Raw genomic sequence first — 24,798 nt, 5'->3', positions numbered from 1 at the left:
CAAAAATGAACCAAAATCTTAAATTGAGATTGTGATTCATGAGCGATATTTTTTTACACGGGATTCAAAACGTCACAGTAGATGATGGTTCACGTCCCATTACTACAGTTCGAAGTTCGACCATTGGTATCATTGGGTCGGCTCCAGATGCCGATCCTCTAATTTTCCCACTCAATAAACCTGTGCTGATTGCTGGTTCTCGACTTGTGTCAGCTAAACTGGGCGAGATGGGGAGCTTACCTCAAGCCATTGATTCTATCTTTGATCAAATTGGTGCTGTGCTGGTGGTTGTACGTATTGAAGAGGGTGAAACCGAGGCTGCGACGTTAGCTAATGTTCTGGGCGGCGTTGATGCAAATACTGGTACTTATGAAGGCGTACATGCTTTCTTGGCTGCAGAAAACATTGTTGGCTTTGTACCAAAAATTTTAATCGCACCCAGCTTCACGCATACACGTACTGCAACAGTAGATCCAACTCCTGCAACATCAAATCCAGTTGTTGCTGAACTCTCTGGTATTGCAGAACGCTTAAAAGCAGTGATTATTGCAGATGGCCCAAATACCAATGATGCAGATGCAATTGCATATTCAAAAGACTTTGGCTCTAAACGCATTTTCTTGGTTGATCCTAAGGTTCTAAAAACGGTCGATGGTGAAACGTCACAAGAATGGTCTAGTGCTTGCGTTGCTGGTCTGATTGCTAAATCAGATAATGAGCGTGGTTGGTGGTGGTCACCATCGAATCAAGAAATCAACGGTATCATTGGTACATCACGAGCAATTGATTTTGCAATGGGTGATGCTAGCTGTCGTGCAAATTTACTCAATGAAAACAACGTCGCTACTATTATTCGTCAAAATGGTTATCGCCTTTGGGGTAACCGTACGCTTTCAAGCGATAAAAAATGGGCATTTCTGTGTGTTGTCCGTACAGCAGATATGATCGATGAATCCTTAAAAGCTGCGCATTTATGGGCTGTCGATCGCGGTATTACCAAAACTTATGTTTCTGACGTGATTGAAGGCGTGAATGCATATTTACGTCATTTAACCAATATCGGCGCTATTTTAGGTGGTTCGTGCTGGGCAGATCCTGAACTCAATTCAGCAGATCAAATTGCGCAGGGGAAAGTTTATTTTGATTTTGACTTTACTCCAGTCTATCCAGCTGAGCATATTATTTTCCGCTCTCATTTGGTCAATGATTATATCAAAGAGATTTTTTCTTAAGGAGCATTTGAAATGGCTGTAGCACAAGATATTCGTAAGAATTTTAATCTCTTTGTTGATGGTAAAGGCTTTGCTGGGAATACCGATGAAGCCAATATGCCAGAGCTATCACTTCAAACTGAAGAGTATCGCGCTGGCGGTATGGATGCTCCAATTGATATAACGATGGGGATGGAAAAATTAACAGCAGATTTCACCCTAAACTCACACAGTAAAGACGTGCTTTCATTGTTCGGTATTAAGGAAGGAAATACCAAATCATTTACAGTGCGTGAAGCGATGGAATCATTTGACGGCACGGTAACGCCTGTCGTGCATAACCTCACTGGGAAAATCACCAAGATTAGTCAAGGTACGTCCAAGGCTGGTGAAGCACCAAAAGATAAATATGATTTATCTTTAACTTATTACAAGCAAACAATTGGTGGCGCTGTTGTTCATGAAATTGATGTGATCAACATGGTTCGTATTATTAATGGCACAGATGTATTAGCGGATATTCGCTCAGCGTTAGGAATGTAAAATGACAATTAAAAAAGACTATATTCAAGAAGAAGCAGGCACGAATCAGATCACATTGAGCCGTGCTTATGGTGGCATAGGCGAGATCAGTATGCGTGAGCCAACCGTGCAAGACTTACTCTCTGCTGAACTACAGGCAAAGGGTAAATCAGATGCTGAGCAGGAAATCACGATGTTTGCGAATCTGTGTGAAATTACACCAGACTTTATTAAAAGTTTAGGGCTGAAGGACTATAAACGTATTCAAGAGTCATACCGACTTTTTACAGAATAAGTGCAATCGACATTCGCCAGTATGTGCTTGCACTATCATCTTTTTCATCATGGCCACTTTCTGAAGTTGAGAAATTACCAATTTCAAGATTGTTGTGGTGGTGCGATGGACTACCTAGAGAAACCGCTTAAATGCGGTTTTTCTTTGCATAAGTGAATAATGAATAAATACCCATAAAAATACCAAAATTACATATTGGTCTTGGTGTGTTTTATGCAATGGCAAACAAGAAATTAAGTGCAATTATTACAATTGGTGGTGAAGTCGCAGGTTCTTTGCGAACAGCCATTGGTAGTACCACATCCCAACTAGGTAAAATTGGGTCTGAGATTCAGCGCGTTAAAAAACAGCAGTCTTTGTTGGGTGAGTCTATTCGCACATTCGGAAGTATGGGGAAGAATGTTGATAATTTGCGTGCACGCTATTCAAGTGTGACCGATGAATTAAACCGACTCACCAAAGCTCAAGAAAAATTAAATCGGGTTGAATCGGCACGGCTGAAAAATCAACAAAAGTTCCAAGAGCTTAAAAGTCAAATTGGTGCAACTGTTGCAACAGCTGTGACTTTTGGTGCACCTATTGTCATGGCTGCTAAATTCGAAACGGCTATGTTAGGTATTGCAAAACAGTTAGATGGAGCTCGAGATAAAAGTGGCCAACTCACTCCTGTCTACCATGACATGGTGAAACAGGTTCAGTTGCTTGGCCGTGAATTACCGATCGCAACCAATGAAATTGGTGAAATGGTGACTTCAGGCTTAAGGATGGGAGTCGCCAAAGATGAGGTTGTCGAATTTACCCGTGTAGCAGCCAAGATGGGAACGGCATTTGAATTACCCGTAGGTGAATTATCTGAAAATATGGGTAAGATCGCCAATATGTATAAGATCCCAATTAAAAACATCGAGGACTTGGCGGATTCAATTAACTATCTAGATGACAACGCTATTGCTAAAGGTGGAGACATCATTGATTTTATGCAGCGTGTCGGGGGTACGGCCTCCATGGTTAAAATTTCAGCCAAGGAAACGGCAGCATTAGGCTCTACATTATTAACTTTAGGTGAAAAATCAGAGACATCTTCAACAGCAATAAACGCCGTGTTTTCTAAACTTGGTGCGGCAAATACTGGATCGAAACCATTTAAGGCCATGGTTGATGAGCTAGGGCTAAAAACGCATGAACTAGAAAATATGATGCAAAAAGATGCGGTCGGTGCAATCTATTCTGTGATGGATGCCATTAAGAAGTTGCCGAAAGAATCTGTACTAGAAAAGATATGGGTTCCACCGAAAGGGAAGAAACCAGGTGAATGGATTGAGCAGGCAGGTACATCACAAATTGATGCAGTCGCTACATTATTTGGCGCCGAGCATTGGGATACCTTTTCAAAGTTATTAGAGAACCGTACTGAGCTAGAAAAACAAATCCGCTTGTCTAACAGTGATGAAGCATCAGGGAGTATGACACGAGAATTTCAGGCTCGTATGGAGACCACCGAAGCACAATGGCAAACCTTCAAAAACAGGGGAGCTGAATTGGCTGTAAATATTGGCAGTGTGCTGTTGCCAGTGGTGAATTCAATCATGGGAAGTGTGGGTAGCGTGGTTTCGGTTTTTGCTGACTGGTCTCAAGAGCACCCTAAACTAACCAAGGTTATTGTTACGGCTGTTGTTGCTCTAGGTGCCTTCAAGCTTGGGTTATTGGTTGCAAGGCTGGCACTGGTGGCAATTAAATCGCCAATTATCACGACAAATGGACTGTTTGCTAGATTAGCTACTTCGGGAGGTGTTACTGGTAAAGTTTTCCAATCACTGTCTAATCCGTTGGGGCTTTTACGTTCAGGCTTTGGTGCAATTATTCCTATTATTAAGCAAGTCGGTTTTGTTTTACTCCGTACCCCTTGGGGAATTGTTGCCACAGCGGCTATTACTGCAGGTGTAATGATTTATAAATATTGGGATCGAATCTCAGCATTTTTTAGTGGGTTCTGGACTGGCTTGAAACAGGGGCTTGAACCAGCAATCACATCATTTACAAATTTGTATAAGTCTATGACATGGTTGGAGCCTGTGATTCAAATGATTGGTAATGGCATTGGGATTGTCTATGACTGGTTTATGAAACTTATAGCCCCAACAAAGGCTACGGATGAGCAATTAAAAAATGCAACAAGTGCGGGCGAAAACTTTGGCAAGATTGTTGGTACTGCCATTGATTGGGTTTTAACACCAGTTACCAAGCTTGTAGATGGGCTAGCATGGATTCATAAGAATATTGGTGGAATCATTGGAAAGGTTGCGGATCTAGCAAATAAAGCCCCTAGTATTGATAGTTTTTTTGGTTCGGTTAAAAGTACTTTTGGATTTGGATCATCCGAGCAGAAGAAGCCTCAAGTGTCGCGCGGTGTGCCATATCGAACTGGGCCAGCTCCTCAGATTCGTGGAGCAAATACAAAGAGTGTTGTACCACAGCAGAACATTACACAATCTTTCACAGTGACTGCTGCACCAGGACAAAATCCAAATGAAATTGCCAACATAGTGATGCAAAAACTGAATAGAGCTAATGCTGTTGCCCAACGTGGCTCAATGATAGATGCGGGGTATAGTCAATAATGGACGGTCAGATCTACGGTACATTTTTAACCATGATGCGACTTGGCTCATATAAGTTCTGCATTTATACAGCTGCTTACCAAGAACTAAACCGCACCACAAATTATAAGTGGGGTGAACAAGCGGTATTTGGTGGCTGGGATAATTTACAGTTTTTAGGGCCGGGTGAAGATACGCAGTCATTAACAGGCGTGGTTTATCCTGAGTTTAAGGGGGGCACTGGCCAGATTGATGAACTTCGAGCTTTGGCTGCGACGGGCATTCCTCAATTACTAATCAGTGGAACAGGCAAGATTTTGGGCTATTGGGTGATTAATAGCATCACTGAAGGTCAGACCAAGTTTGCCGCATTTGGCGTGCCACGCCGTCAAGAATTCACGATTAATATGCGTAAATACTCAGATAGTCCAGCACGTTTAGGTTTGCTGTCTGGAATTATGAATGCAGTAGGGCTTTAACATGGTGCAATATTTAACTAAAGCTGGCGATACGCTTGATGAAATCGCTTATCGATACTATGGCCATACCAATAACAAAGTAGTTGAGCGCATTCTAGGGGTAAACTTTGGGATATCTCGATATGAGGCGTTATTGCCTGCTGGTGTGCTGATTGAATTACCAGAAGTAAAACAGAGTACTGAGACGCGCAAGGTGAAACTATGGGACTAATACCATGTTTTTCTGTGATTGCGAATGATGCTGATATAACCGTACTTATCCAAGATATGTATGAATCTATTTCGGTAACTGATGGCACTGGTTATGAATCTGATACCTGTGAAATTGCACTTATAGATGACCCAAATAATCCAATTGAGTTGCCTAAAAAAGGTGCTGAATTAAGAATATCTATGGGTTATGACTATGATATGACGGATATGGGATTATTTATCGTCAGTGAAGTATCGTTATCAGGTCCACCTGAAAAAATGGTGATCCGTGGCCGTGCACTACCACAATTGACCAGTAAAAGTGGAATGACCTCGCTATCTTCGCAAAAAACACGCTCTTGGCCAAAAGGTACGACTATTTTTGCTGTCGTGACTAAGATTGCGAGAGAACATGGGCTAGAGCCGATTGTGAGTAATTCAGTGTCTGCTTTAAAGCTTCCTCATTTTGACCAGTCTGATGAGTCGGATATGAACTTTTTAATGCGTATCGCCAAAAGATACGATGTGGTGTGTAAACCTGCAGGTGGGAAACTGCTATTTGTTAAGCGCGGTGAGATTGAATTGCCAAGTTTAACTTTAGTAAAACAGCAGGTGAGTGATTGGGAAATGACGTCCAGTACAAGTGATAGTGTTGGTACCACGATTGCATATTGGCATGATAAAAAGGGCGCTAAAAAGCAAGAAGTAAAAGTTGGTGAGGGAGAGCCTGTCAAAAGGCTCAGGCATATCTATCAAGATGCTAAAAGTGCGCAATCAGCTGCTCAAGCATCATTAGATCAATCGCGCCGTAGTGAAGAAAAGTTGAGTTTAAACTTACCAGGTGATCCTGAAATCTCCGCTGAAAAGCCTTTGACACTTATAGGTTTTAGAGAAGGCATTGCAGGGGATTGGATTATTGAGCAAGCCACGCATAGTATTGATAAGTCTATTGGGTTTAAGACAGGTATTCAGGCTGTAAAGCCACTCATACTATAGATAGGCTACTTTTATTTTGCCCAAAGAAAAGGGGGATAATAAATATCCCCCTCTGTTATTACCAACTCTTAGAAGTTGTAACGAATACCTAATGAATAGTCATGTGATACTAGATCAGCGGTAGTTTTAAAGTTAATCCCTTCAATAGGATAGTTATTAAACTCAACTTCACCAGCATCTACATAGCGATAGCCTAAATCAAGGGCAACGTTTTCAGTCACTTTATATACAACACCAAGACCTGCCGCCCAAGTGAAACTGTTGTCTGTATCCGTCATATTTTCTGGTTCAAAAAATACTTGTGTTGCATTTTTAACGCGTGTTACACCTACACCAGCACTTACATAAGGTGTGAATTTTGATGTATTTTTAAAATCGTAGTAACCATTAAGCATTAAAGATTGGCTTTTGAGTTCTTTTACAAATGGACTCTCTTCATTTACAGCTTCAGATCCATCGATATCTTGTATTGCTTCAATAGCCGGATTAAATTTAGCTTTGTCTTTATAGCTGTATTCTAATTCAGCACGAGCATTAATGTTACTAATTTTACTGAAATCAAAACCCACAGCAGCAGAGATATTTGGGTAAATAGATTTATCAGCATCTTTATTATGGAGAGTTTCTTTGAAATCAACGTCAGATCCATTAAATGTGATCTGGTCTTTGCTATTGTCAAATTTTGTATCACTGATGCCTGATTTAAGTGATGTATAAAAACCATTGTCAGCATAAGCTAAGCTTGAAAACGAAATAGCTGTGACTAATAATAATTGTTTCATTGTGTAGCTCCACTGTAATTATTGTGTAGATAGTATCGTAATTTCTATGCACTCCTATTGCATTTTGTTACATATTTAGTCTCATTATTCTAAATTTTTGTGATTTTTTTATCATAATTTTGAATTAGTGAGGTGCGGAAAAGTTAGAGCGCCGTATGATGCTTTGATCTATAAGTGCTGTAGTGAAATATAATGACTGCAAAGCGCGACATGATGCGGTTGTAAAGCCCTCTCAAGAGAAGGCTTTACAAGTCTATTAAGGATTAGCTTTTGATAAGCTACTTGTAATTAATGCTAAATTTTGATTAGGTGCAGCACTTAAAATAAGACTGTTATTGGATTGCAACATGGTCCATCTTTGATTTGAAGTTCCTGAACAGGCATAACGTGTTGCTATACCACGACCATTATCATCAGGTGCACGCCCACCATGTAGATCAAGACATTGATTACCCTGTCGAATTTGTTGTTTGGTATCATCCATAGTCCAAATTTGACTAGCTGTGTCATTACGGCAAGGAGTAAGTTCCATAGAGCTTGATAAACAATGATCTACATATTTTTCATTATGGATTTTACCCATTGCATCATAAATCCATTTCTCAGAGGCTTCGCCAGTACAGCCATTTTTGCCACTGATATAAGCACTTATTTTGCCTGTTGCAAGCTCTTCTGCTTTCAAGCAACTATTTCTCATTGCAGGTAAAATAAGAGGAGCGCTGTTAGCTAATGGTGCCTCATTGCTTAAATCAATCTTATTTACAAAATCAGTAAATGCTACTTGAGCATCTTGATTCCCGCTTCTAAGGTCATTTGCATAAGCATTAACCCAACGATTTAGACGATACAATTGATTCTGTTGTTGTGTGTAGCGTTGCATTTGTTGTTGAGCTGTCATTGAGAGCTCTTGCCCATGCAATCGGTAAGATCTGTAAAGCTCAATTCCTCTAGGAGAGAGAGTCACTATTGGTTTATCAACTTGACTCATTAATTCAGCTTCAAGTTCTGGTAGCTCAATTTTGCGTAAAGCGCTATATCCGCTCTCTTTACCAATGACGACAGGCTTAGGAAGATTATTTGAATAGATTGGAATTTCAATTGAAGATAGTTTTTGAGCTACTTGACCTTCATCTTTACAGTATAGATCTACAGATTTAGGCTGGTCTGACTGAGCTAGATTTACATGTAGCTTATTAACACTATTGGCTTGCATGCGTTGAGGTGCTAGAGCAATATTTTCTTCATTTTTACCTGTGTAAAATTTAACATTGATCCAGCAATTTGCTGTCATAGCATTAGGATTCGTTTTTGGTAAATCAAACACATTCCCCCAGTTTCCACGAGCTTCTTTATAGAGTAGACCTACTTTATTTACTGGATCATACCCACCCAATATTGTAAAGACTGGTACACCAAATTGCTTAGGTTTTAAATAATAACCATTAGAACTGTTATACCAAACCTCATTAGAACCAGGAATCGGAGGATTTGAGTTCTCCATTTCACGTGTATCTTTATTCCATTTTTTATAACCACTAGGTGAAGTTTCATCCCAAATATGACGTGCTTCAAAATGTGGCTGAATGCGGCGTTGTGTATTGTAACCAGTGTAGTAGGTATATTTGGAAATAGATCCAGTTGGAAAGCCATCCGACTGCGCGTCGCGACCATATCTATATTTATTTAAGAAAATAGCTTCGCCATTACGAAGATCTTGATCAATATTAGTTTTTGTCCAGTTTAAGTTACCATGCATCATGTTTCGATAGCCAATATACCCCCAACCACTATCCGCATGATGAGCTGTCCAGAAATAATTGCCATCCTTTAGACCATCGTAGTGACCCATACCATAATGGTGTCCGATTTCATGGCTGAATTCATTTCCAGATGAATAGTCTAGGGTCAACATACCGTTACCACCACTCAAGCCATGATTGACTGGGCCATTTTGGTAAAGACCTCGTGAATGGTGGGCGACAACGGACTGCGTAAGTTGAGGTTGTTGCTGACTTTGCATTGAGGCACTGGTCACACCCCAGTTGGCTAAGTTAATACCAACACTAAAAGTGGATTTCCCTACATTTTCACGCATATCACCACTATGCCCTCCACCAATGTCATCACTCACTGTGTCATAAATTTTTCCACTAGAAATCATTACTTTTGGCAGAAAAATATCATCATATTGACTGACGGTCATTTTAGCAGCGGGCATAGTCTGGAAATAGTCCGAACCAGCAATCTCAGGTTGATTTAACATGTAATGGTGGTCAGTGGGAATTGGCGGGGTGAGCATTCCTATACGAATGTTTTGTACCAATAATTCACCAGGCGCTGAAAAATCAATATTTGACGCCCCTAAAGAACCGCTTTTATTGCTCTTAGTATCTACAATTCGAATGTTTAAGCCAGGGCGTACTTCATCCCAATTTAAAACTGCGGACCATGCTCGTTTAGAATATTGCACACGAGGGCGATCATCGGTGTTGTTTTGGTCAGATATGGGAATTAAAGAGGGGTCATTGAGCTCTATTGTTCGTAGCAATTTTTCATTCTGATAAATTTCAGCAGTTAAACTCTCTAATTTACCCATTTCGGCGGTTGGCGTAATTAAGAGAAGGGCTTCTCTTTCTGAGGCCAAGCGAGGCATAAGATTCGCCTCATTACCATTTGGACTCACGGTATGGCTCTGAGCAAATTGAACCATGGCCTGAAAGTCACCGCTTAAATCATTTTTAATTACTCTTGTTGTTCCTTCTTTATTAAAATCAAAATATCCTAAAACTGCATCGGGGAAAGTATCTGTTTTAGGTTCAGGGTATTTGGGTATCAAGGGTGGTTTTTGATTTCCATCTCCATCTGCTGGAGGTGTTGAATCATTATTTTCTGAATTAGAACCGCCACCGCAAGCCATTAGCATGGCTGATAAAGTACAGATTGCTAAAAGCTTAAGCTTAAACTGCATCACATTTCCCTTACATAATCCACGATTGTGTATCATTAAAATTAAAATACGTTAAGTATTTTTGTATATATATCAATGTATTATAGCAATATTAGCTTATGTGTAGATTGATTGGTTTGATTTTTTTATAAAATAAAGGCTCTGCTAAATATCGTGTGTAATCTATAAAGCATAGTTAATTTTGTTTTCGGGAATAATGTGTTGAGCTTAAAAAGCCAAGCTATCATATAGATGCTCTGTTTGAATAAAATCTACTAAGCAGGTGCCTTCCATGAAGGCACCTGATCCGAAAGATTTTATCGAGATGAAACAGTACTTTCCAGCGGTCAATAAAGTTGGAAATTTTCATGTATTCGATATTGGCGGAACAAGATTCGACTTATTGTAGTCGTGATGTATCAGGCAAAGCGTGTGTATAAGTCACACATAAAAGTAATTCATAAAAACAAAACTGTAGAGCTAATGAGGAAAACTAAAGCCATAATTGTTAGGTAGCTAGCTAGTTTATTTAATTTTACGCCTTCTGTTTTTTTACTGAAAAGTTTTGATAGCGGGTAATTCTTAATAGGTAATTGACACCATGGATACCAACAGCATAGAAAACCCAAAGTCCTCAGGATGCCTTGTAAACTCACAGATTCATATAAAGCTATCATGCTAATTCCAACGCAGATCAACCCTAGAATAAATCCAAACCAAGATTTGATGAGGCGGGTGTCGTTAAAGTTTGTTGATAAATCGGTCATATTATATTTTATAAAGTGTTATTAAGAATCATTATCGATAATATCAGATTAGTTATGTTTTGAAAAATAATTATTATCTAGATAGTTCAGGCATTTGGTTATATCCCTTAAGAACTCTTATATGTATATATTTTCACTTAAACTTCAGCGACTAGTCATTAATAAATTGGTTCAAGATTTTGCATAAGTGGAGCGCCGTGTGGCGCATTATTTAATGAAGCACCTTTATATCTTTTACATCAAAAATTTGTACATTTTTATTTTGGTCAGTAACTAAACACATTGATTTTAAACAAATGTTGGTTAGGAATAGTTTTTCATTGGTATCTTGGCCTTTGACTTCAACCAAAGGATAAGTATTCTGGGAATAGTTTTCCTTTTTAATTGAAATTAGAGCCGAATTAAAATCGCTCGATGCTGTATTTTTTCCATCTTTTATAAGATTTTGACCGACATTTAATACATTAATAATACCAGCTAAAAGTAAGAGTAAAACTGAATAATGAATAAAAAAAGATAAGTCAAAAGTGAAGTTTTGACTTATTGATGGTTCAGGACTATCCCCATATATTTCTTGCTTAATTTGAGGTGTTGTGAGGTGTAGCCGTTCTAAAATTTGGTGATTAGATTCTTCGATTTTATTGCTTTTATTACGAATCGTTAATCCCACTTTTTTTAGAAAATTCCAAACTCCTATGAATAAACATTTAATGAGGTTTGGTATTTTGTCCCTAGTGTGTTGTATAGCTTTAGAGACTAAGGAGCGCTGGGCGATAAAGCGAATAGGATAGTAGAGTGTTAAATGATAAATAATGATCAAAAAATTTATGGTTAGACCAATTCCTTTTATAAGCCAATAGAGCCATTGTTTTACCGAAATTGATGTAATGTAGGACATTAATATAAAGATAATAATCAAAGCTAACCAAGCTTTGTAACCTGTTACAAAGCCTTGAATTATCATACTAACTAGGGGAATATCGAATGAATCGATATTAAAACCATAAAAACCTAAATAACCTGTGTAGTAGCAGTATCCACACCAATAAAGTAGAAATGTAAATAAGGAAGTTACAACAGCCCAATCAAAGCTTATATTCAGTTTCATTATGGTTTTATTTCCTCTTCTTCGGGCACTTCTTACCATTTCCACCCGGCAAGCAATCACATGCTTGGCCATCGCCGTCGCGGTCTAAACTTTTCCAACCAGTTTGTCCTGATTGTTTGCGTTGTTCATACCATTTCTGTGCTTGCTGCTGTGTACTAAAGTCAGCGCACTTTTTTGCATAAACTTGGATGGAAGTGAACCCCAGAACCAAAAGTAGTAGAAATTTCATAAATTATTTTAAAGTCAAAACATTAGTCAAAGTCTAGCAACTCTCGACTTGTTTGCTCAATGAATCTAGTTAGAAAGTATTATAAAAGCCAGTTTAGTTGACAAATCTTTGAATTAGACTGATTTTTGGTTGACAAATTACTGTTTTAGCCATAAAAAGTGAAATTGAATTGATATGTAAGTTATCTTTCATTTGTTCTATAAGTTGAACATAATATAAGCAACCTAAATTGAAAATAAATTGTAATGTCAAAAGTGGGTAAACAGGGCAAAGTTGCCCAACAAAGTCTTGATCTATTCGATCCAGCTGTTCAGCAAGAACAAGCTGGCGATCTTGATTTTGTTTTAAAAATCCATGATGGGCATTTACATGATTTAGAAATTTCCAGTATTGCGAATTTACTATCTGCACTAGGTCAAATTGTTGGCATCAAGCAAGCTAGCTTTAATACGATTAAAGAAGGTTCAACGACCATTGCTGTTACAGTGCCAAATGACTGTAGATCATTGGCTATGTCCAATGTGATGAAAGACACTGCTGCAAAACACAGGCAAATTGCCCGCATTCAAAAAGAATTAGGTAAGTATGGATATCATCATGCTGAGATTTCATACGGCACTTTAAAAGATAATGAAATATACGAACCTAAAGAAATTTTATATGTCGTTCCTGAATTAGAGACTGAAGAAGAATTCAAACAACAAGAGTCTTTAGACGGACGTTTAACTCGCTTGCAAAAAGGGCGTGACAAGTCAGATCACATCACCATTATTTTAAACAATGGGGTGGAAGTTCCAGCACAGTGTTCTCATAAGTTGCTAAAAGAATTACATCCATACTTTGATAACGATACAAATTTAAGATTTGAAGGGGAAGCCACTTATTTATCGAAATCTAATTCTTATCAATTAACGCTTAAAAAATACATCATCAATAAGTTCCATGTCATTGAGGATGTTAGCTTAGAAGAGTGGATTGATGACTTTAGAGCGAAAGGTGCATCGAATTGGTCTACACATGATGACCCGATAGCTGAGTGGCTGAAGGAGCGACAAGATTGATCATCTTAGATACAAATGCCTTAATTACATTATTAATAAAAGACAAAGATGATGCTGAATATAAGAATCTTGTTGCCTTCCTCAATCAAGGTAAGAATTTTTCTTGGGCTTTACCAATGCCTGTGATTTCTGAGTTTATTGCAGGTGATAATGATGATGCACGTTCTTTAAGTTTACTTAAACCAAATTCTAAATTTAAAAATTTAGATTTTGATGCAAAAGCTGCTTTAAGTGCTGCCAAAGTTTATCGTGACTATCGTAATTTGCCAAAGAATAGAAAGTCTCAAGATCCACGTCAAAAAGTCAAAGTTGATATTCAAATTATTGGGATAGCACTTGCTAATAATGCAACTGCTATTATTTCTCATGATCAGGGACTTAAAACAGTCGTACATGAGCTTGGTTTGGCTTTAGCTGTTTATGACTATATGGACAATAATTATTTTGAGCAGATGGCGAGTTTAGTTGTGTCAGAAAGTGATCGAGTACAATAATTTATGAAAAGACAAAATAGACAGTTTGAAAAATTTGATACATTTGAGCTTTTTTCAGCATTTACGAGCAAATATTCAATTAACATACAAGATGAAACTTCATTAAATACTTTCTTAAAAGAAATAAAGAAAAGTTTAGAAAGATCCCAAAAAACCGATATTACAATACATGGAAAGCGTATTGAAATGCTTTTTGCTTATGTTGTTGGTGCTTTGGGCTCAGCCAAGTTGGTTAAGCAAGAAGATGCAGGGAATTTATTTACTGCTACAACAGAAATAGAAATGCCTGATTACAGAATTATTCTTAAGAATGATGAGCAAATATTAGTTGAGGTAAAAAATTTTAGCTCGAATGATCCTCATAAAAAATTTGTAATTAAAAAAGAATATTATAAAAAGCTTGAAAATTATTCTAATATTATGGGGGTGCCACTTTATATTTCTGTTTATTTTAGACTTTTTAACCATTGGGTATTATTACCAATTAAAGCCTTTGATGAAGAAGAAGAACAGTACACTATAGATTTTATACAAGCGATATCACGTTCAGAGATGTCAAAAATTGGTGATTGTATTTTGGCTACTACACCTGATTTAGAGTTTAGATTATTGACAGATGAAGATAGTGCTCAAGAAATATCAAATGATAATGCTGGAAAAGTAATTTTTACGCCGAAAGTGTCCAAAATTTATTGTAATAATAAACTTCTGGAAACAAAACTTGAAAATGAGTTAGCATTTTATTTGATGAAATATTCTACTTGGAAAGAAACTAAGCAAGAGTTGATAATTGAAAAAGGTAAATTGTATGGTGTCCGATTTATATATTCCGCTGAAAAAAATGAGGGCGAGCTTTTTGCCAATTTAGGATGGCGTAGTTCAATGATATCTGAAGTTTTCAAAACATTAACAATTAAAGATGACAAAGTAATCGCTACAGAATCTTTTTTAAACCCATCTGAATTCAGTATTCAGATACCTGATAATTATAAAGAAAAATTTAATGATTTACCCCTTTTGATATTTATTCCTTTACCAAATTATGAAAAATTGAAAAGAGTTGAGATACTTTAAATGTTTCAACTCTTTTTTATTCTTTAGGATAAAGTAGATACATAGTTAAAATTATTTTAGAAACTACAAACAGTTACCACTTTTTCGCTTCTGCATTAAATATTCGGAATTTTTTAAATTTATCTAAAATCAGTTATTTTATTGCGAATCATAAATAATTATATTTTATTAATTTTTTCTTCTAAAATCTGCCAAAATTTATACTCTGAAAGAATAATTAATAAATTTTCATCTGTTCTAAGGTGATTATCTATTGAATCGAATAGTAAGTTAACAATCTTCAAACTACATAATGCTGGTCCTAATGTTACTTCAATAGTATTTATAATTGGATTTACATAATTTAGTAAAATTTTATCCATAAGTTTTTTATCAATGTCTAATGAGTGATAACATTGTTCATTTTCTGAAATATTAATAAAGAATGGGGTAAGTGAGTAAGCAGAGGGATGTGTTACCTGACAAAGCTCAGCATATAATTCAATGATTTTTTCATTTTTTAATGAATTTAAATAGGTTCTTACTTGCTCTGCATTATGGCTATTATCACACTTAACTTTTTCAGAATTTGTCAACTTTCTAGCGTAACTGTAATGAATCAAACTGTCTTCAAGTTCTTGAGAAATCGAGAATTTATCAATATCGAGCGGCACTTTCTCCAATGCTAGTTTAATCAGTGAAAAATTTTCAGCAATAGTTACTACACAGCCATTTAATGAATAAAAAGAGTCAGCACAGGCTTCGATCCCGCCTCTTAATGCTGCACAAAAACCATAATAATTTTGGCTTTTATATGCGGATTCTACTGCTTCATACCATTTTTTTAGCCTTAAAATTGAGGTTAATCCACAAATATGAAATTTTTGAATATTTTCATACCAATATTTATAATGCCATTCAATCGGAGTTAACTTTTTAAATTCATCTACTGAAATATATTTATATGAAATTTGAGAAACGCTATTTTCAATTTCTAAAAATATTGAGTAAAAATTTTCTAACTGTTTTATATCCCCTGTATTCATATTAAAATCCCCAAACATTGTTAATTAATTTAATCTTCATTCTCTCCCACCCAATGGTCTTCGACAATCAACCACCCAAGACTTTTTTTACCGTTGTCTACAACGTCAATATGATTGTCGCCTTTATAAACCAGAACATCTTTATTAAAAAACTTTAATGAATTCCAAAAAGAAGAACCACTCAATACCTCAAGAGCAAGATGAATATCGTCACGAAGTTGATCGAGTTCTTGTGTGTAGTCTAAGCTAAGGTTATTTAAAAGCTTTCCAAAAATAACACGCCTTTTCCCATTCTTTAAATGAAAGACTTTTACGTCAGCATTTGTAGGAGCCGAACTGTCATTTAATAAAAAGCTATTTTCTAGTCTCGCCACAATATCTGCATTCATAGAGCGATTAAGATCTTTAGCAGATTCTGCAATTTTATCTTTTAGTTCTTGGGGCATTCGAACTTTATATTCCACACCTAGATGCTTGCTCATATCAATGATCTGTTTTTCGAAATTGATTCAATAATAATAAACCCCACTGGGGTTGACAAGTTTTAATTAAAAGAATAAATTTTAAATACACCCCACTGGGGTGTAAAAAGCCCCGAAACTTTGGACGGCTACGGGGCTAGTTATCAATCTTCTGTGAGAAAACTGATATGAATAGTTTAGCATTATCTTTTAATGAAACAATGTTTAATGTCGTTAGATATGAACAGGACATTTGGTTAACATCTACTGAATTAGCTCAAGCCTTGGGATATAAGCAAGAAAATGCAGTAAGCAAGATTTTTAATCGTAAAGCAGATGAATTCACTCAAAAAATGACGCAGTTAGTCGAGAATCCTCAGATACCCAATTTGGGTATGCGAATATTCTCTCTTAGGGGCTGTCATTTAATAGCCATGTTTGCCCGTACACCAGTTGCCAAAGAATTCCGCAAATGGGTACTCGACGTATTGGAAAAAGAAATACAGCATCAGCAAATCGACACTCGAGTAAAAATTAACGCAGAGCAACAAGCCATACTCAAAGAAATCGTCGACCGACGTTGTGAGGGCAGTACAAAGAAACGCACCGAACTCTGGGTCAGACATAACAAACACTTTCGCATTCCACGTTATAGCGAACTCTTGGCCATGCATTTCCAAGACGCAGTGGACTACCTAGAAACCATGCAAATTAAAGCAAAAGGGGATATTCATATAGATGAAAACCAATCTATAGAAATACTCTGTGGCCAAGCCAAACTCTTCCAGGCATGGTGGAATACCCATAGCCCGACACTGGCAAAACTCAATCCATTACTGGTGTCTATGTTGCATGACAATATGTTCTATATGACCTATGCAGTATCGGATCTATGCAAAAAGTACAATGTAGAATTACCAGTTTATGACTATCAACATATGTTCGAGTTGAAGACTTCGCCACATCAAAGATATAATTTATTGAAGTAAGAAAACCGCCTTCGGGCGGTTTTTTATTGTGTCAGAATGGTCAATCTCTTCTATATTTTCGATAATAGTTTTGCAGGAATTTTGCATTTATTTTGCAGGCACTTTTATAAATTATAGAAAAAACAGAAAGATAGCATCTTTTTTTAGCCTTTTATTGATATTTGATATAGATTGCACTGTTAAATTTGATAAAAGGCATGGATATCCATCAAAATTACTTATAAATGAAAAAGACTCTCAGTTGAGAGCCTTTTTTCTAGTCCAGATTAAAGCTGATCTTTAAGCATATACAATTGCTGTAATGCTTCTCTTGGGCTTAAATTATCAATATCGAGTTCTTTGAGTAGCTCTAATGCAGGAGATGTTTTTTCAATTTCGATAATACGTTCTATCACTTCAGGGGTTTCATTGGGCATAAACAAATCATTCTGAATGGCATGATGGATATGTAACTGCTGCTGTTTCTCTAAAATTTTAAGACGATTTTGTGCTTCTTTAATCACACTAGCAGGAATACCTGCTAATTTTGCAACTTGCAAACCATGACTTTGGCTGGCAGGGCCTTGCTGTACTTTATGCAAAAGAATTAAATTACCATTCAATTCTTTTGCCGTAACGTGATAATTATCAATAGCTGATTCTTTGCCTAATTCAGTCAATTCAAAATAATGCGTAGCAAACAAACAGAGACATTTAATACGTTTGGTTAAATCTAATACACAGGCCCAAGCTAACGATAAACCGTCATAAGTACTGGTGCCACGACCGACTTCATCCATTAAAACTAAAGACTGATTGGTAGCATGATGCAAAATTTGCGATGTTTCGGTCATTTCAACCATAAACGTCGATTTACCTGTTGATAAATCATCGGCAGAACCAATACGGGTGAAAATACGGTCAATTGGGCCTAATACACTAGCTTGTGCAGGAACAAAGCTACCGCAGTAACCTAAAAGCACAATCAAGGCAGTTTGACGCATAAAGGTCGATTTACCACCCATGTTCGGGCCAGTAATAATGGCCATACGATGGTTAAAGTCTAAGGTTGTATCATTTGGGGTAAAGGCTGTTTTACTGAGTGATTCAACCACAGGGTGACGACCTGCCTGAATTTTTACCCCAATTTCAGGACTAAACTCAGGTCGCGCCCAATTGTTCAGACGGGCTTGCTGTGCAAAGTTAGCAATCATGTCAACTTGTGCAATTGCACTGCTCATCATTTGTAAGTTACCAATGTCTAGGCGCAATTCATCTAAAAGCATTTCGAAGAGCATTTTTTCACGGGCAAGGGCACGTGATTCACTAGATAGGACTTTATCTTCAAAGGATTTAAGTTCAGGCGTGATATAGCGCTCTGCATTTTTAAGCGTTTGACGACGGATATAGCGCTCAGGAGCTTGATCTGCTTGACCACGCGTCAATTCAATATAATAGCCACTGACACGGTTATAACCAATTTTCAGGGTATTAATGCCTGTTTCTGCGCGTTCTTTAATTTCTAAATCAATTAAGAACTGTCCCGCATGATCTCGAATTTTGCGTAGTTCATCCAACTCATCATCAAAGCCTTCTGCAATGACATTGCCATCACGCAGTAATACTGGTGGATGTTCCACAATCGCTGACATGAGACGTTGATGCAGGCCATTAAAATCCCCCAGTTCTTGATTTAATTCACTCAGAAGTTTGGATTGTTTTAATTCAATAATAGGTTTTAAGGCATGCCGTAAATACGGAATTTGAGCGCAGGTTTGACGCAACTGTACTAAATCACGCGGACGCGCACTACCTAAAGCCACACGACTAAGCACGCGCTCAATATCACTAATTTCTTTTAATACAATGCGAACTGGTGCTTCGTGATATCCCTTGAGTAGCGCTTGTGTGGCATCTAGACGTCCATCTAAAATTGCTGTATCACGCAAAGGTTGCATTAATGTTCTGCGTAACAGACGGCCACCCATTGCAGTTTGGCAGTCATTAATCAGTTGAAAGAGTGATGTGCCATGTTCAAAAAGTGGATCGACAAGTTCTAAATTGCGTCGTGTCACTGGGTCTAGCGCAATAAAATCTGAACTTTGTTCGAGTAAAATAGAACGAATATGCGGTAATGCAGTTTTTTGTGTTTCTTTTGCATAGTGAATTAAAGCTGCAGCAGCTGCTTTTGCCAAAGGCAAGTGATCAATACCAAAACCAGAGAGGGTGGAAACAGCGAACTGATCGCACAACGTCTTTTGTGCATTATTTAAATTAAAGTCAACATTTGGGCGTTTGGTAATTGGGCTGTCCAGTTGTTGCTTAATTTGTTCAATAATATTTGGATCAATAATGTCTTCATCAATAATAATTTCACTAGGCATCAGACGAGATAGCTCAATGGCTAACTGTTCAATTTTAAAGTCTTGTTGTTGAACTTTAAAAATACCCGCACTTAAATCCAGTAGGGCAATACCAATTTGATTTTGTTGCACACAAAGTGCGACTAAGTTTGATGTTTGATGCGCTGTCAGCAAAGCATCATCGGTTAAAGTACCTGGGGTAATAATTCGAACCACACCACGTTCTACAGGCGCTTTTCCTGTAACTTCACCAATTTGTTCACAGATAACAACAGTTTCGCCTTTTTTAACTAAACGTGCTAAATAACCCTCTGCTGCGTGATAGGGCACTCCCGCCATTGGAATGGGTTCACCATTGGCTTTACCACGATGGGTAAGGGTAATACCCAGCAATTTTGCTGCTTTATGAGCATCTTCAAAAAACAGTTCATAAAAATCCCCCATGCGATAAAACATAAGTGAATGCTGATGTTGCATTTTAACGCCCATATATTGTTGCATCATTGGCGTTAAAGTAGAAAGATCAGCGATTAGATCAGAACTGGTCATTGAACAATGGTCCTTAATTTCTATAAATTATCAAAATAAATGGGCGTTTAAATAGCATCTATATATAGAAGAGGCTAAAAGATAGTTGTACTGTAAACGCAGACGGGTTATTCGCCTAGAGATGTTTAACGTATTTATCTAAGCAAAAAAGTCACTTATAGATAAAAAAACCCAATTGGGCCTCAGTCTAACAAAATAAGAAATTAGAAAGAAAGGGTATCTTGTTTTTCGGCGATAATTTTTATTTTAAATATAAGCCATGCTGTTTATTTTTGTCCCGAATACTACGCAATGCTTTTTTTAGATATACAGTATTGGTTACGACCATTGGATTTTGCTAGGTAAAGTGCTTCATCTGCACGTTGAATAAATTCTGAAATTTGATCAGATTCTGTTGGAATAATTGTGGCTGTACCAATACTGACAGTCACTATTTCCGCAATGGAGCTGGCAGTATGAGGCAAGGCTAGAGAGATAATTTGGTTGATCAGTTTTTTTGCAATTTGTTCAATTTGTGATTCATTGAGCATTGGAAATAAAAGTAAGAATTCTTCTCCGCCATAGCGAGCAGCCAAATCATTGCTTCTGGATGTTGAATTTTTCAATTCATGTGCAATTTTCTGTAGACAAACATCTCCAGCAAGATGACCTAAATGGTCGTTATATTCTTTGAAGAAATCAATGTCTATCATTAAAATACTGATAGGCATTTGATAACGTAAAGCTGTGTGCCATTGCTGATCGAGGATTAGGGTTAAATGTCGACGATTCGCAAGACCAGTCAATGCGTCAAGCTGAGAGAGTAATTCTAGCTGTTGAGATTGCTTATTCATTTCAAGCTGATTAAGTTCAATAATACAATTTTGCAAATAATTTTCGCGATGTTGACGGTCAATGGCATAAGCCAAAGCCATTCCTAGAAAACTACTAAATGTATAAGTGCGATTTAAAATGGTCCAATCGATAGGGTAGTTGAGATATTTAGTGATAGCAATGGCAATTAAACCGCCACCCCATCCTGCAATAATGGCTGTATAGAAACGCAGACCGACGAAACTATAAATAATAATCACGGCATACATCATGGCAACATGAAAAAGTGCATCATTATTAGTATTATCTATGAGCGTAATTACGACAAAAGAAATAGCCACCGCAGCCGTACAACCTGCGCCTGTATATACGTCAAAATATGGATCTAATTTTCGGATAAAAGAAAGTGCCCATGCAACCAGTACAATAACGCCGACCCAACTATATAAGGCGAACCATTGATGAACTTGCTCACTGGCAGAAATATTTTGATAAATCCCGTAACTTAAATAAAGATATAGCAACAAAATAATAGGGCCGCGAAAGCGAAATTCTAAGGCAGCTTCATTTTGATATTGTTTTTTATAAATACGTTCTAAGGTTTTTGAAAACAAAACATAATTCAGCCCTCTGGAAATTAAGGCTTGAATTTCATCTCGGTTTAAAAGTTTTGAACCTTCTAACTTCATATGCTATGGCCGAATTTAGTATTATTTTAACTCGTTACGTTCTTCAATTAAAAAACGCTTAATTTGTTGCTTTTTGAGTACTTAGTTACTAGTTTTAACAAAAGAATAAATGTTCTACAAGAGGAAGAGATACTATTTTTTTTAGATAGAAAATTTAATTATGTGATTGGTGTAGTTTTTCGTGAAAAATATTAATAGGGAAGAGCGATTAATCATTCAGAGGCGATGAATAAAATTTACTTGTTTCAGTTGTTAAATTAATTATGATCAAAAATCGATGATAAAAATGATGAAATGGAGCAATAAATGACGGCATTATATAAAAAAGATGTAAATCATTTAAAAATTACGCCGCATACTACTTGGTCACAGCAGTTCTGGGAAGAATTGACACCTTATAAAGATCGAATTAGTGACCATCCTTTTTTTATGAATATGGCAAATGGTCAATTAACCCTTAAAAGTTTTCGTTATGCTTTACTTAATTTTTACCCATTGGTTGCACATTTTCCTTCATTGATGGGGTTAGCCTTGGCCAAGGCTACGCACTTTTCTGAATTTGGAGTGACTGAGACGCGGGATTGGTTGATTCAAAATATTAAGGTGGAAGAGCGCCATTTAAATTGGTATAGAGATTGGGCGGGTGGTTTTGGTATCGCACTAGATGAGTTAGACCGTGTGCAACCTCCAGCGCCAATGAACGCAGTCAATCATTACCTTTGGAATATCAATACGCGGGGTACTTTGGTTGAGAGTTTGGCAGCTACAAATTTAGCAATTGAATGGGCGACGGGAGATTGGAGTAATAAAGTCTATCAGGGCATTCATGCTTATACAGATCACCCAGAAGTGTCTATCAATAAGCGCACCATAGCGTGGTTACGCGCGCATGCGCATTATGATGACTTACATCCTGTTGAAGCGATGGAGCTGATTAAACTGTTATGCGGTGAAAATATAGAACTTAGGGATAAGGCCTTTAATGCGGTAAAAAATGGGTTAGCCTATTATGAAATGGCTTTGGACGAATGCTATAAAGTGCAACAAGAAGACTGTTTATAAAAGAAGCCGACCCAATAATCGGCTTCTTTTGTTCAATGTATTAAGGTTTATACAAACCCAATTCAATCAAATGTAATCTTAAAATACGTCGTAGTTCTAAGACGGCTTCAGGGGTTTCTTGAATTGAGTGACCACCTTTAATAATTTTTTCTGAAATGGCGCCATCTAAATGTGCACTTTTATAGGGAACAATATCATCAGAAATAAGATTTAAATCATCACTTTTTGTGGCGTTACCAATAATGGAATGATATTTCATTCCTGTTTTAGGCATAATATTTTTAGTTAAAGCCATAAATTTAGATTGATAGCTTAAATCACTTGGGCCATTTTGAATGAAGCTATGATCTATTTCTTTTAATGCATCTTTTAAACTCTCTTCCTGTGTTAATACATCGCCTACAGCAGATAAAAAAGCACCTGGAAGTTTAATGATTTTTCGGGCAGCTTTGGTAAACCAGCGATCAGCAAATTCAGTTCCTCTATGTGGCGCGGCGAGAAAAATTGCACGGCTAAAATTAGGGACATCTTTAATGGCTAAGCGTTGTTGAATAATAGGCAGTTTCTTGTATTGATTGAGCTGACGATAATTCATCATTTTAAGTGCATTTTGGGTGATATCAGCATCACTGACCAATAAGCGGGAAATAATACCGCCCATACTATGACCGATTAAAACAGCATCTGTTTTGGCAGGTGTGCCAACTTTCACTTGGCCAAAAGCTTGCGTTAAAATGGCATAAATTTGAAAACGACTTTCAATAATAGGCATATTGGTCGAATAGAATACTTGCCAGACTTGGTAATGCTCACGTAGAACATTATCCCCCATAATGTCATTGGTTAAACGAATCCAAGCTTCGGGGCTACTTGCCAGACCATGAACCAAAACAATCACTTTTTTTTGCGGATTATAAGGTTCTAACATATATAAGTGAGGCATGGTGATTTGTTCATCACGATCAATGAGAGACAAATATGCCGATTTTCCTAAATTATTTTGTGCCAACCAAAGCCCATAAGGCGCTGAAAAGTTAGCCGCTAGTGGGTAGGTTTTTTTACCAATAGTCAGTTGTTCATATTTATAAGGGTCATAAGCCTTAATTTCAAAAGTTGAATTATTGACAATTTCATCCACTGAATGGGCCGATACTGGTTCAGCAGTAAGCGTTGCCGCTAAATAACGTGCCGAGTGAATATTTGGATTGACGTTATTCGGATATTTGAACGTTAAAGGGTCAATAATATATTTGGTCTTCGCTAAAGAGTTAACAGAGTCTTCAGGTAATACCACCAAAAACTCTGAACCAAAACCGTCACGGCGCGTGACAGAGCGCAAACCAGAAAAGTTAAGATTATAGGTTGACATTAATTGTTCAATTTTACGGTCTTTTAATTCTGGATAATGGCTAAAGTCGATATTATAAGTATTTTGACCTATTTTAATTTGGTTCGCTATTTCAGTCGGGGTATAACGTAAATTATAAGTGCTTACGAGTTTGGCTATACTTTGATTATAAAAGTCACGAAGCTGTACTTGACGGTTATCAAAAATTCGGGCTTGTGGAGCACGCTTCGTGTTAAACATATAGGCATAGCTATAGCGCACGCTTTTATCTAACATCAATAACTGTTGGTCTAAGCATTTATTGAAGTTGTCTTTTTGAATTTTCTGATGTTCTTCAGATGTGTGTTTGCTTAAAATCCCAATTTTACATTCAGATGATTTTTCTAGTGCAATTGCTTTTGCTAAATATAATTCACTTGCGGTCGAGAGTAATTGTTCATCCTGAATTTGTGGAATTTGCTTAATCTCATTGATACAGTTTTCAGGGTCTTCACTACAAACTTTGGCTTCACGTCCTGTCATGGAAAGAACATTGAGACTGGCTTCGCTTAGTTTATTACGAGAAAGAATACTGTCACGTTCGTTTGCGATGGAAACATTCAACGCTTGATTTTTAACACTGACGACCTGACAGCCACTGAGAAACAATGTACTGAGCCCAGCAATAAGCAGTAATTTATTCATTTTATGCTGCATATTATCTTCACATGTCTTTAATATTCGAATTTATTAAATCATACGGCAATATTGATGATTTTCAATTCGC

Annotated in this window: 21 protein-coding genes and 1 pseudogene; 13 read left to right on the top strand and 9 right to left on the bottom strand. The window is 37.1% G+C overall.

Features of this window, described 5'->3' with window-relative positions:
- Positions 1-38 precede the first annotated feature (38 nt).
- From BBP83_RS10330 to BBP83_RS10300, 7 genes are all read left to right on the top strand, one after another.
- Complete coding sequence (locus tag BBP83_RS10330) at positions 39-1,232, top strand: phage tail sheath subtilisin-like domain-containing protein (RefSeq protein WP_068888195.1); 1,194 nt, start codon at positions 39-41, stop codon at positions 1,230-1,232.
- A gap of 12 nt (positions 1,233-1,244) precedes the next feature.
- Positions 1,245-1,754, top strand: coding sequence for a phage major tail tube protein (locus BBP83_RS10325; protein WP_068888193.1), 510 nt, complete (start codon positions 1,245-1,247; stop codon positions 1,752-1,754).
- 1 nt (position 1,755) lies between these two features.
- Positions 1,756-2,028 (top strand): phage tail assembly protein, encoded by a 273-nt coding sequence (locus BBP83_RS10320; protein WP_068888190.1) that lies wholly within the window; start codon positions 1,756-1,758, stop codon positions 2,026-2,028.
- A gap of 218 nt (positions 2,029-2,246) precedes the next feature.
- The gene (locus BBP83_RS10315; RefSeq protein WP_141689970.1) at positions 2,247-4,646 is read left to right on the top strand and encodes a phage tail tape measure protein; all 2,400 of its coding nucleotides are present in this window, start codon (positions 2,247-2,249) and stop codon (positions 4,644-4,646) included.
- Complete coding sequence (locus BBP83_RS10310) at positions 4,646-5,104, top strand: phage tail protein (protein ID WP_078055431.1); 459 nt, start codon at positions 4,646-4,648, stop codon at positions 5,102-5,104. The genes BBP83_RS10315 and BBP83_RS10310 overlap by 1 nt, the downstream gene beginning before the upstream one ends.
- Position 5,105: 1 nt before the next feature.
- The gene (locus tag BBP83_RS10305; protein ID WP_068888184.1) at positions 5,106-5,315 is read left to right on the top strand and encodes a tail protein X; all 210 of its coding nucleotides are present in this window, start codon (positions 5,106-5,108) and stop codon (positions 5,313-5,315) included.
- Complete coding sequence (locus BBP83_RS10300; protein ID WP_068888182.1) at positions 5,306-6,292, top strand: phage late control D family protein; 987 nt, start codon at positions 5,306-5,308, stop codon at positions 6,290-6,292. Before BBP83_RS10305 ends, BBP83_RS10300 begins: the two co-directional genes overlap by 10 nt.
- Before the next feature lie 68 nt (positions 6,293-6,360).
- Here the strand turns inward: BBP83_RS10300 and BBP83_RS10295 are convergent, their stop codons facing one another.
- Together BBP83_RS10295 and BBP83_RS10290 are read right to left on the bottom strand one after the other, a co-directional pair.
- On the bottom strand, positions 6,361-7,074 hold the full coding sequence (locus BBP83_RS10295) for an outer membrane protein (protein WP_068888179.1): 714 nt from the start codon (positions 7,072-7,074) through the stop codon (positions 6,361-6,363).
- 256 nt (positions 7,075-7,330) lie between these two features.
- Positions 7,331-10,042: a M66 family metalloprotease gene (locus BBP83_RS10290; RefSeq protein WP_068888177.1), complete on the bottom strand. Its 2,712-nt coding sequence runs from the start codon at positions 10,040-10,042 to the stop codon at positions 7,331-7,333.
- A gap of 268 nt (positions 10,043-10,310) precedes the next feature.
- Here BBP83_RS10290 and BBP83_RS15645 point away from each other — a divergent pair.
- Positions 10,311-10,537 (top strand): annotated as a pseudogene (locus tag BBP83_RS15645) (type II toxin-antitoxin system HigB family toxin); the annotation flags it as partial.
- Between the two features lie 462 nt (positions 10,538-10,999).
- Here the strand turns inward: BBP83_RS15645 and BBP83_RS10280 are convergent.
- Positions 11,000-11,968, bottom strand: a complete 969-nt coding sequence (locus tag BBP83_RS10280; protein WP_245669740.1) for a hypothetical protein — start codon at positions 11,966-11,968, stop codon at positions 11,000-11,002.
- A complete protein-coding gene (locus BBP83_RS10275) occupies positions 11,904-12,125 on the bottom strand; it encodes an excalibur calcium-binding domain-containing protein (RefSeq protein ID WP_068888173.1) in 222 nt (73 codons plus the stop codon). The genes BBP83_RS10280 and BBP83_RS10275 overlap by 65 nt, the downstream gene beginning before the upstream one ends.
- Positions 12,126-12,370: 245 nt before the next feature.
- On the opposite strand from BBP83_RS10275, the gene BBP83_RS10270 reads away from it, so the two are divergent.
- From BBP83_RS10270 to BBP83_RS10260, 3 genes are read left to right on the top strand one after another with little or no spacing between them, the layout of a single operon-like run.
- Positions 12,371-13,186 (top strand): hypothetical protein, encoded by an 816-nt coding sequence (locus BBP83_RS10270; protein WP_068888170.1) that lies wholly within the window; start codon positions 12,371-12,373, stop codon positions 13,184-13,186.
- Positions 13,183-13,680, top strand: coding sequence for a type II toxin-antitoxin system VapC family toxin (locus BBP83_RS10265; protein ID WP_068888168.1), 498 nt, complete (start codon positions 13,183-13,185; stop codon positions 13,678-13,680). Before BBP83_RS10270 ends, BBP83_RS10265 begins: the two co-directional genes overlap by 4 nt.
- Before the next feature lie 3 nt (positions 13,681-13,683).
- Positions 13,684-14,754, top strand: a complete 1,071-nt coding sequence (locus BBP83_RS10260) for a hypothetical protein (protein ID WP_068888166.1) — start codon at positions 13,684-13,686, stop codon at positions 14,752-14,754.
- Between the two features lie 158 nt (positions 14,755-14,912).
- Here the strand turns inward: BBP83_RS10260 and BBP83_RS10255 are convergent, their stop codons facing one another.
- The gene (locus tag BBP83_RS10255) at positions 14,913-15,779 is read right to left on the bottom strand and encodes a hypothetical protein (protein WP_068888164.1); all 867 of its coding nucleotides are present in this window, start codon (positions 15,777-15,779) and stop codon (positions 14,913-14,915) included.
- Between the two features lie 29 nt (positions 15,780-15,808).
- Positions 15,809-16,261, bottom strand: coding sequence for an Arc family DNA-binding protein (locus BBP83_RS10250; protein WP_068888162.1), 453 nt, complete (start codon positions 16,259-16,261; stop codon positions 15,809-15,811).
- A 167-nt stretch (positions 16,262-16,428) separates the two neighbouring features.
- Between BBP83_RS10250 and BBP83_RS10245 the strand changes: the two genes are divergently transcribed.
- On the top strand, positions 16,429-17,229 hold the full coding sequence (locus tag BBP83_RS10245; protein WP_078055430.1) for a BRO-N domain-containing protein: 801 nt from the start codon (positions 16,429-16,431) through the stop codon (positions 17,227-17,229).
- Positions 17,230-17,495: 266 nt separating this feature from the next.
- Here the strand turns inward: BBP83_RS10245 and mutS are convergent, their stop codons facing one another.
- Together mutS and BBP83_RS10235 are read right to left on the bottom strand one after the other, a co-directional pair.
- On the bottom strand, positions 17,496-20,120 hold the full coding sequence (gene mutS / locus BBP83_RS10240; RefSeq protein ID WP_068888160.1) for a DNA mismatch repair protein MutS: 2,625 nt from the start codon (positions 20,118-20,120) through the stop codon (positions 17,496-17,498).
- 284 nt (positions 20,121-20,404) lie between these two features.
- Positions 20,405-21,622, bottom strand: coding sequence for a GGDEF domain-containing protein (locus BBP83_RS10235; RefSeq protein WP_068888157.1), 1,218 nt, complete (start codon positions 21,620-21,622; stop codon positions 20,405-20,407).
- 306 nt (positions 21,623-21,928) lie between these two features.
- On the opposite strand from BBP83_RS10235, the gene BBP83_RS10230 reads away from it, so the two are divergent.
- A complete protein-coding gene (locus BBP83_RS10230; RefSeq protein ID WP_068888155.1) occupies positions 21,929-22,684 on the top strand; it encodes an iron-containing redox enzyme family protein in 756 nt (251 codons plus the stop codon).
- 40 nt (positions 22,685-22,724) lie between these two features.
- On the opposite strand, the gene BBP83_RS10225 is transcribed toward BBP83_RS10230, so the two are convergent.
- A complete protein-coding gene (locus tag BBP83_RS10225; RefSeq protein ID WP_068888153.1) occupies positions 22,725-24,728 on the bottom strand; it encodes an esterase/lipase family protein in 2,004 nt (667 codons plus the stop codon).
- Between the last annotated feature and the right edge of the window lie 70 nt (positions 24,729-24,798).

This window comes from Acinetobacter celticus (assembly GCF_001707755.1).
In the GTDB taxonomy this organism is placed as follows: Bacteria; Pseudomonadota; Gammaproteobacteria; order Pseudomonadales; family Moraxellaceae; genus Acinetobacter; species Acinetobacter celticus.
This window is presented reverse-complemented; position numbering and strand designations above follow the sequence as displayed.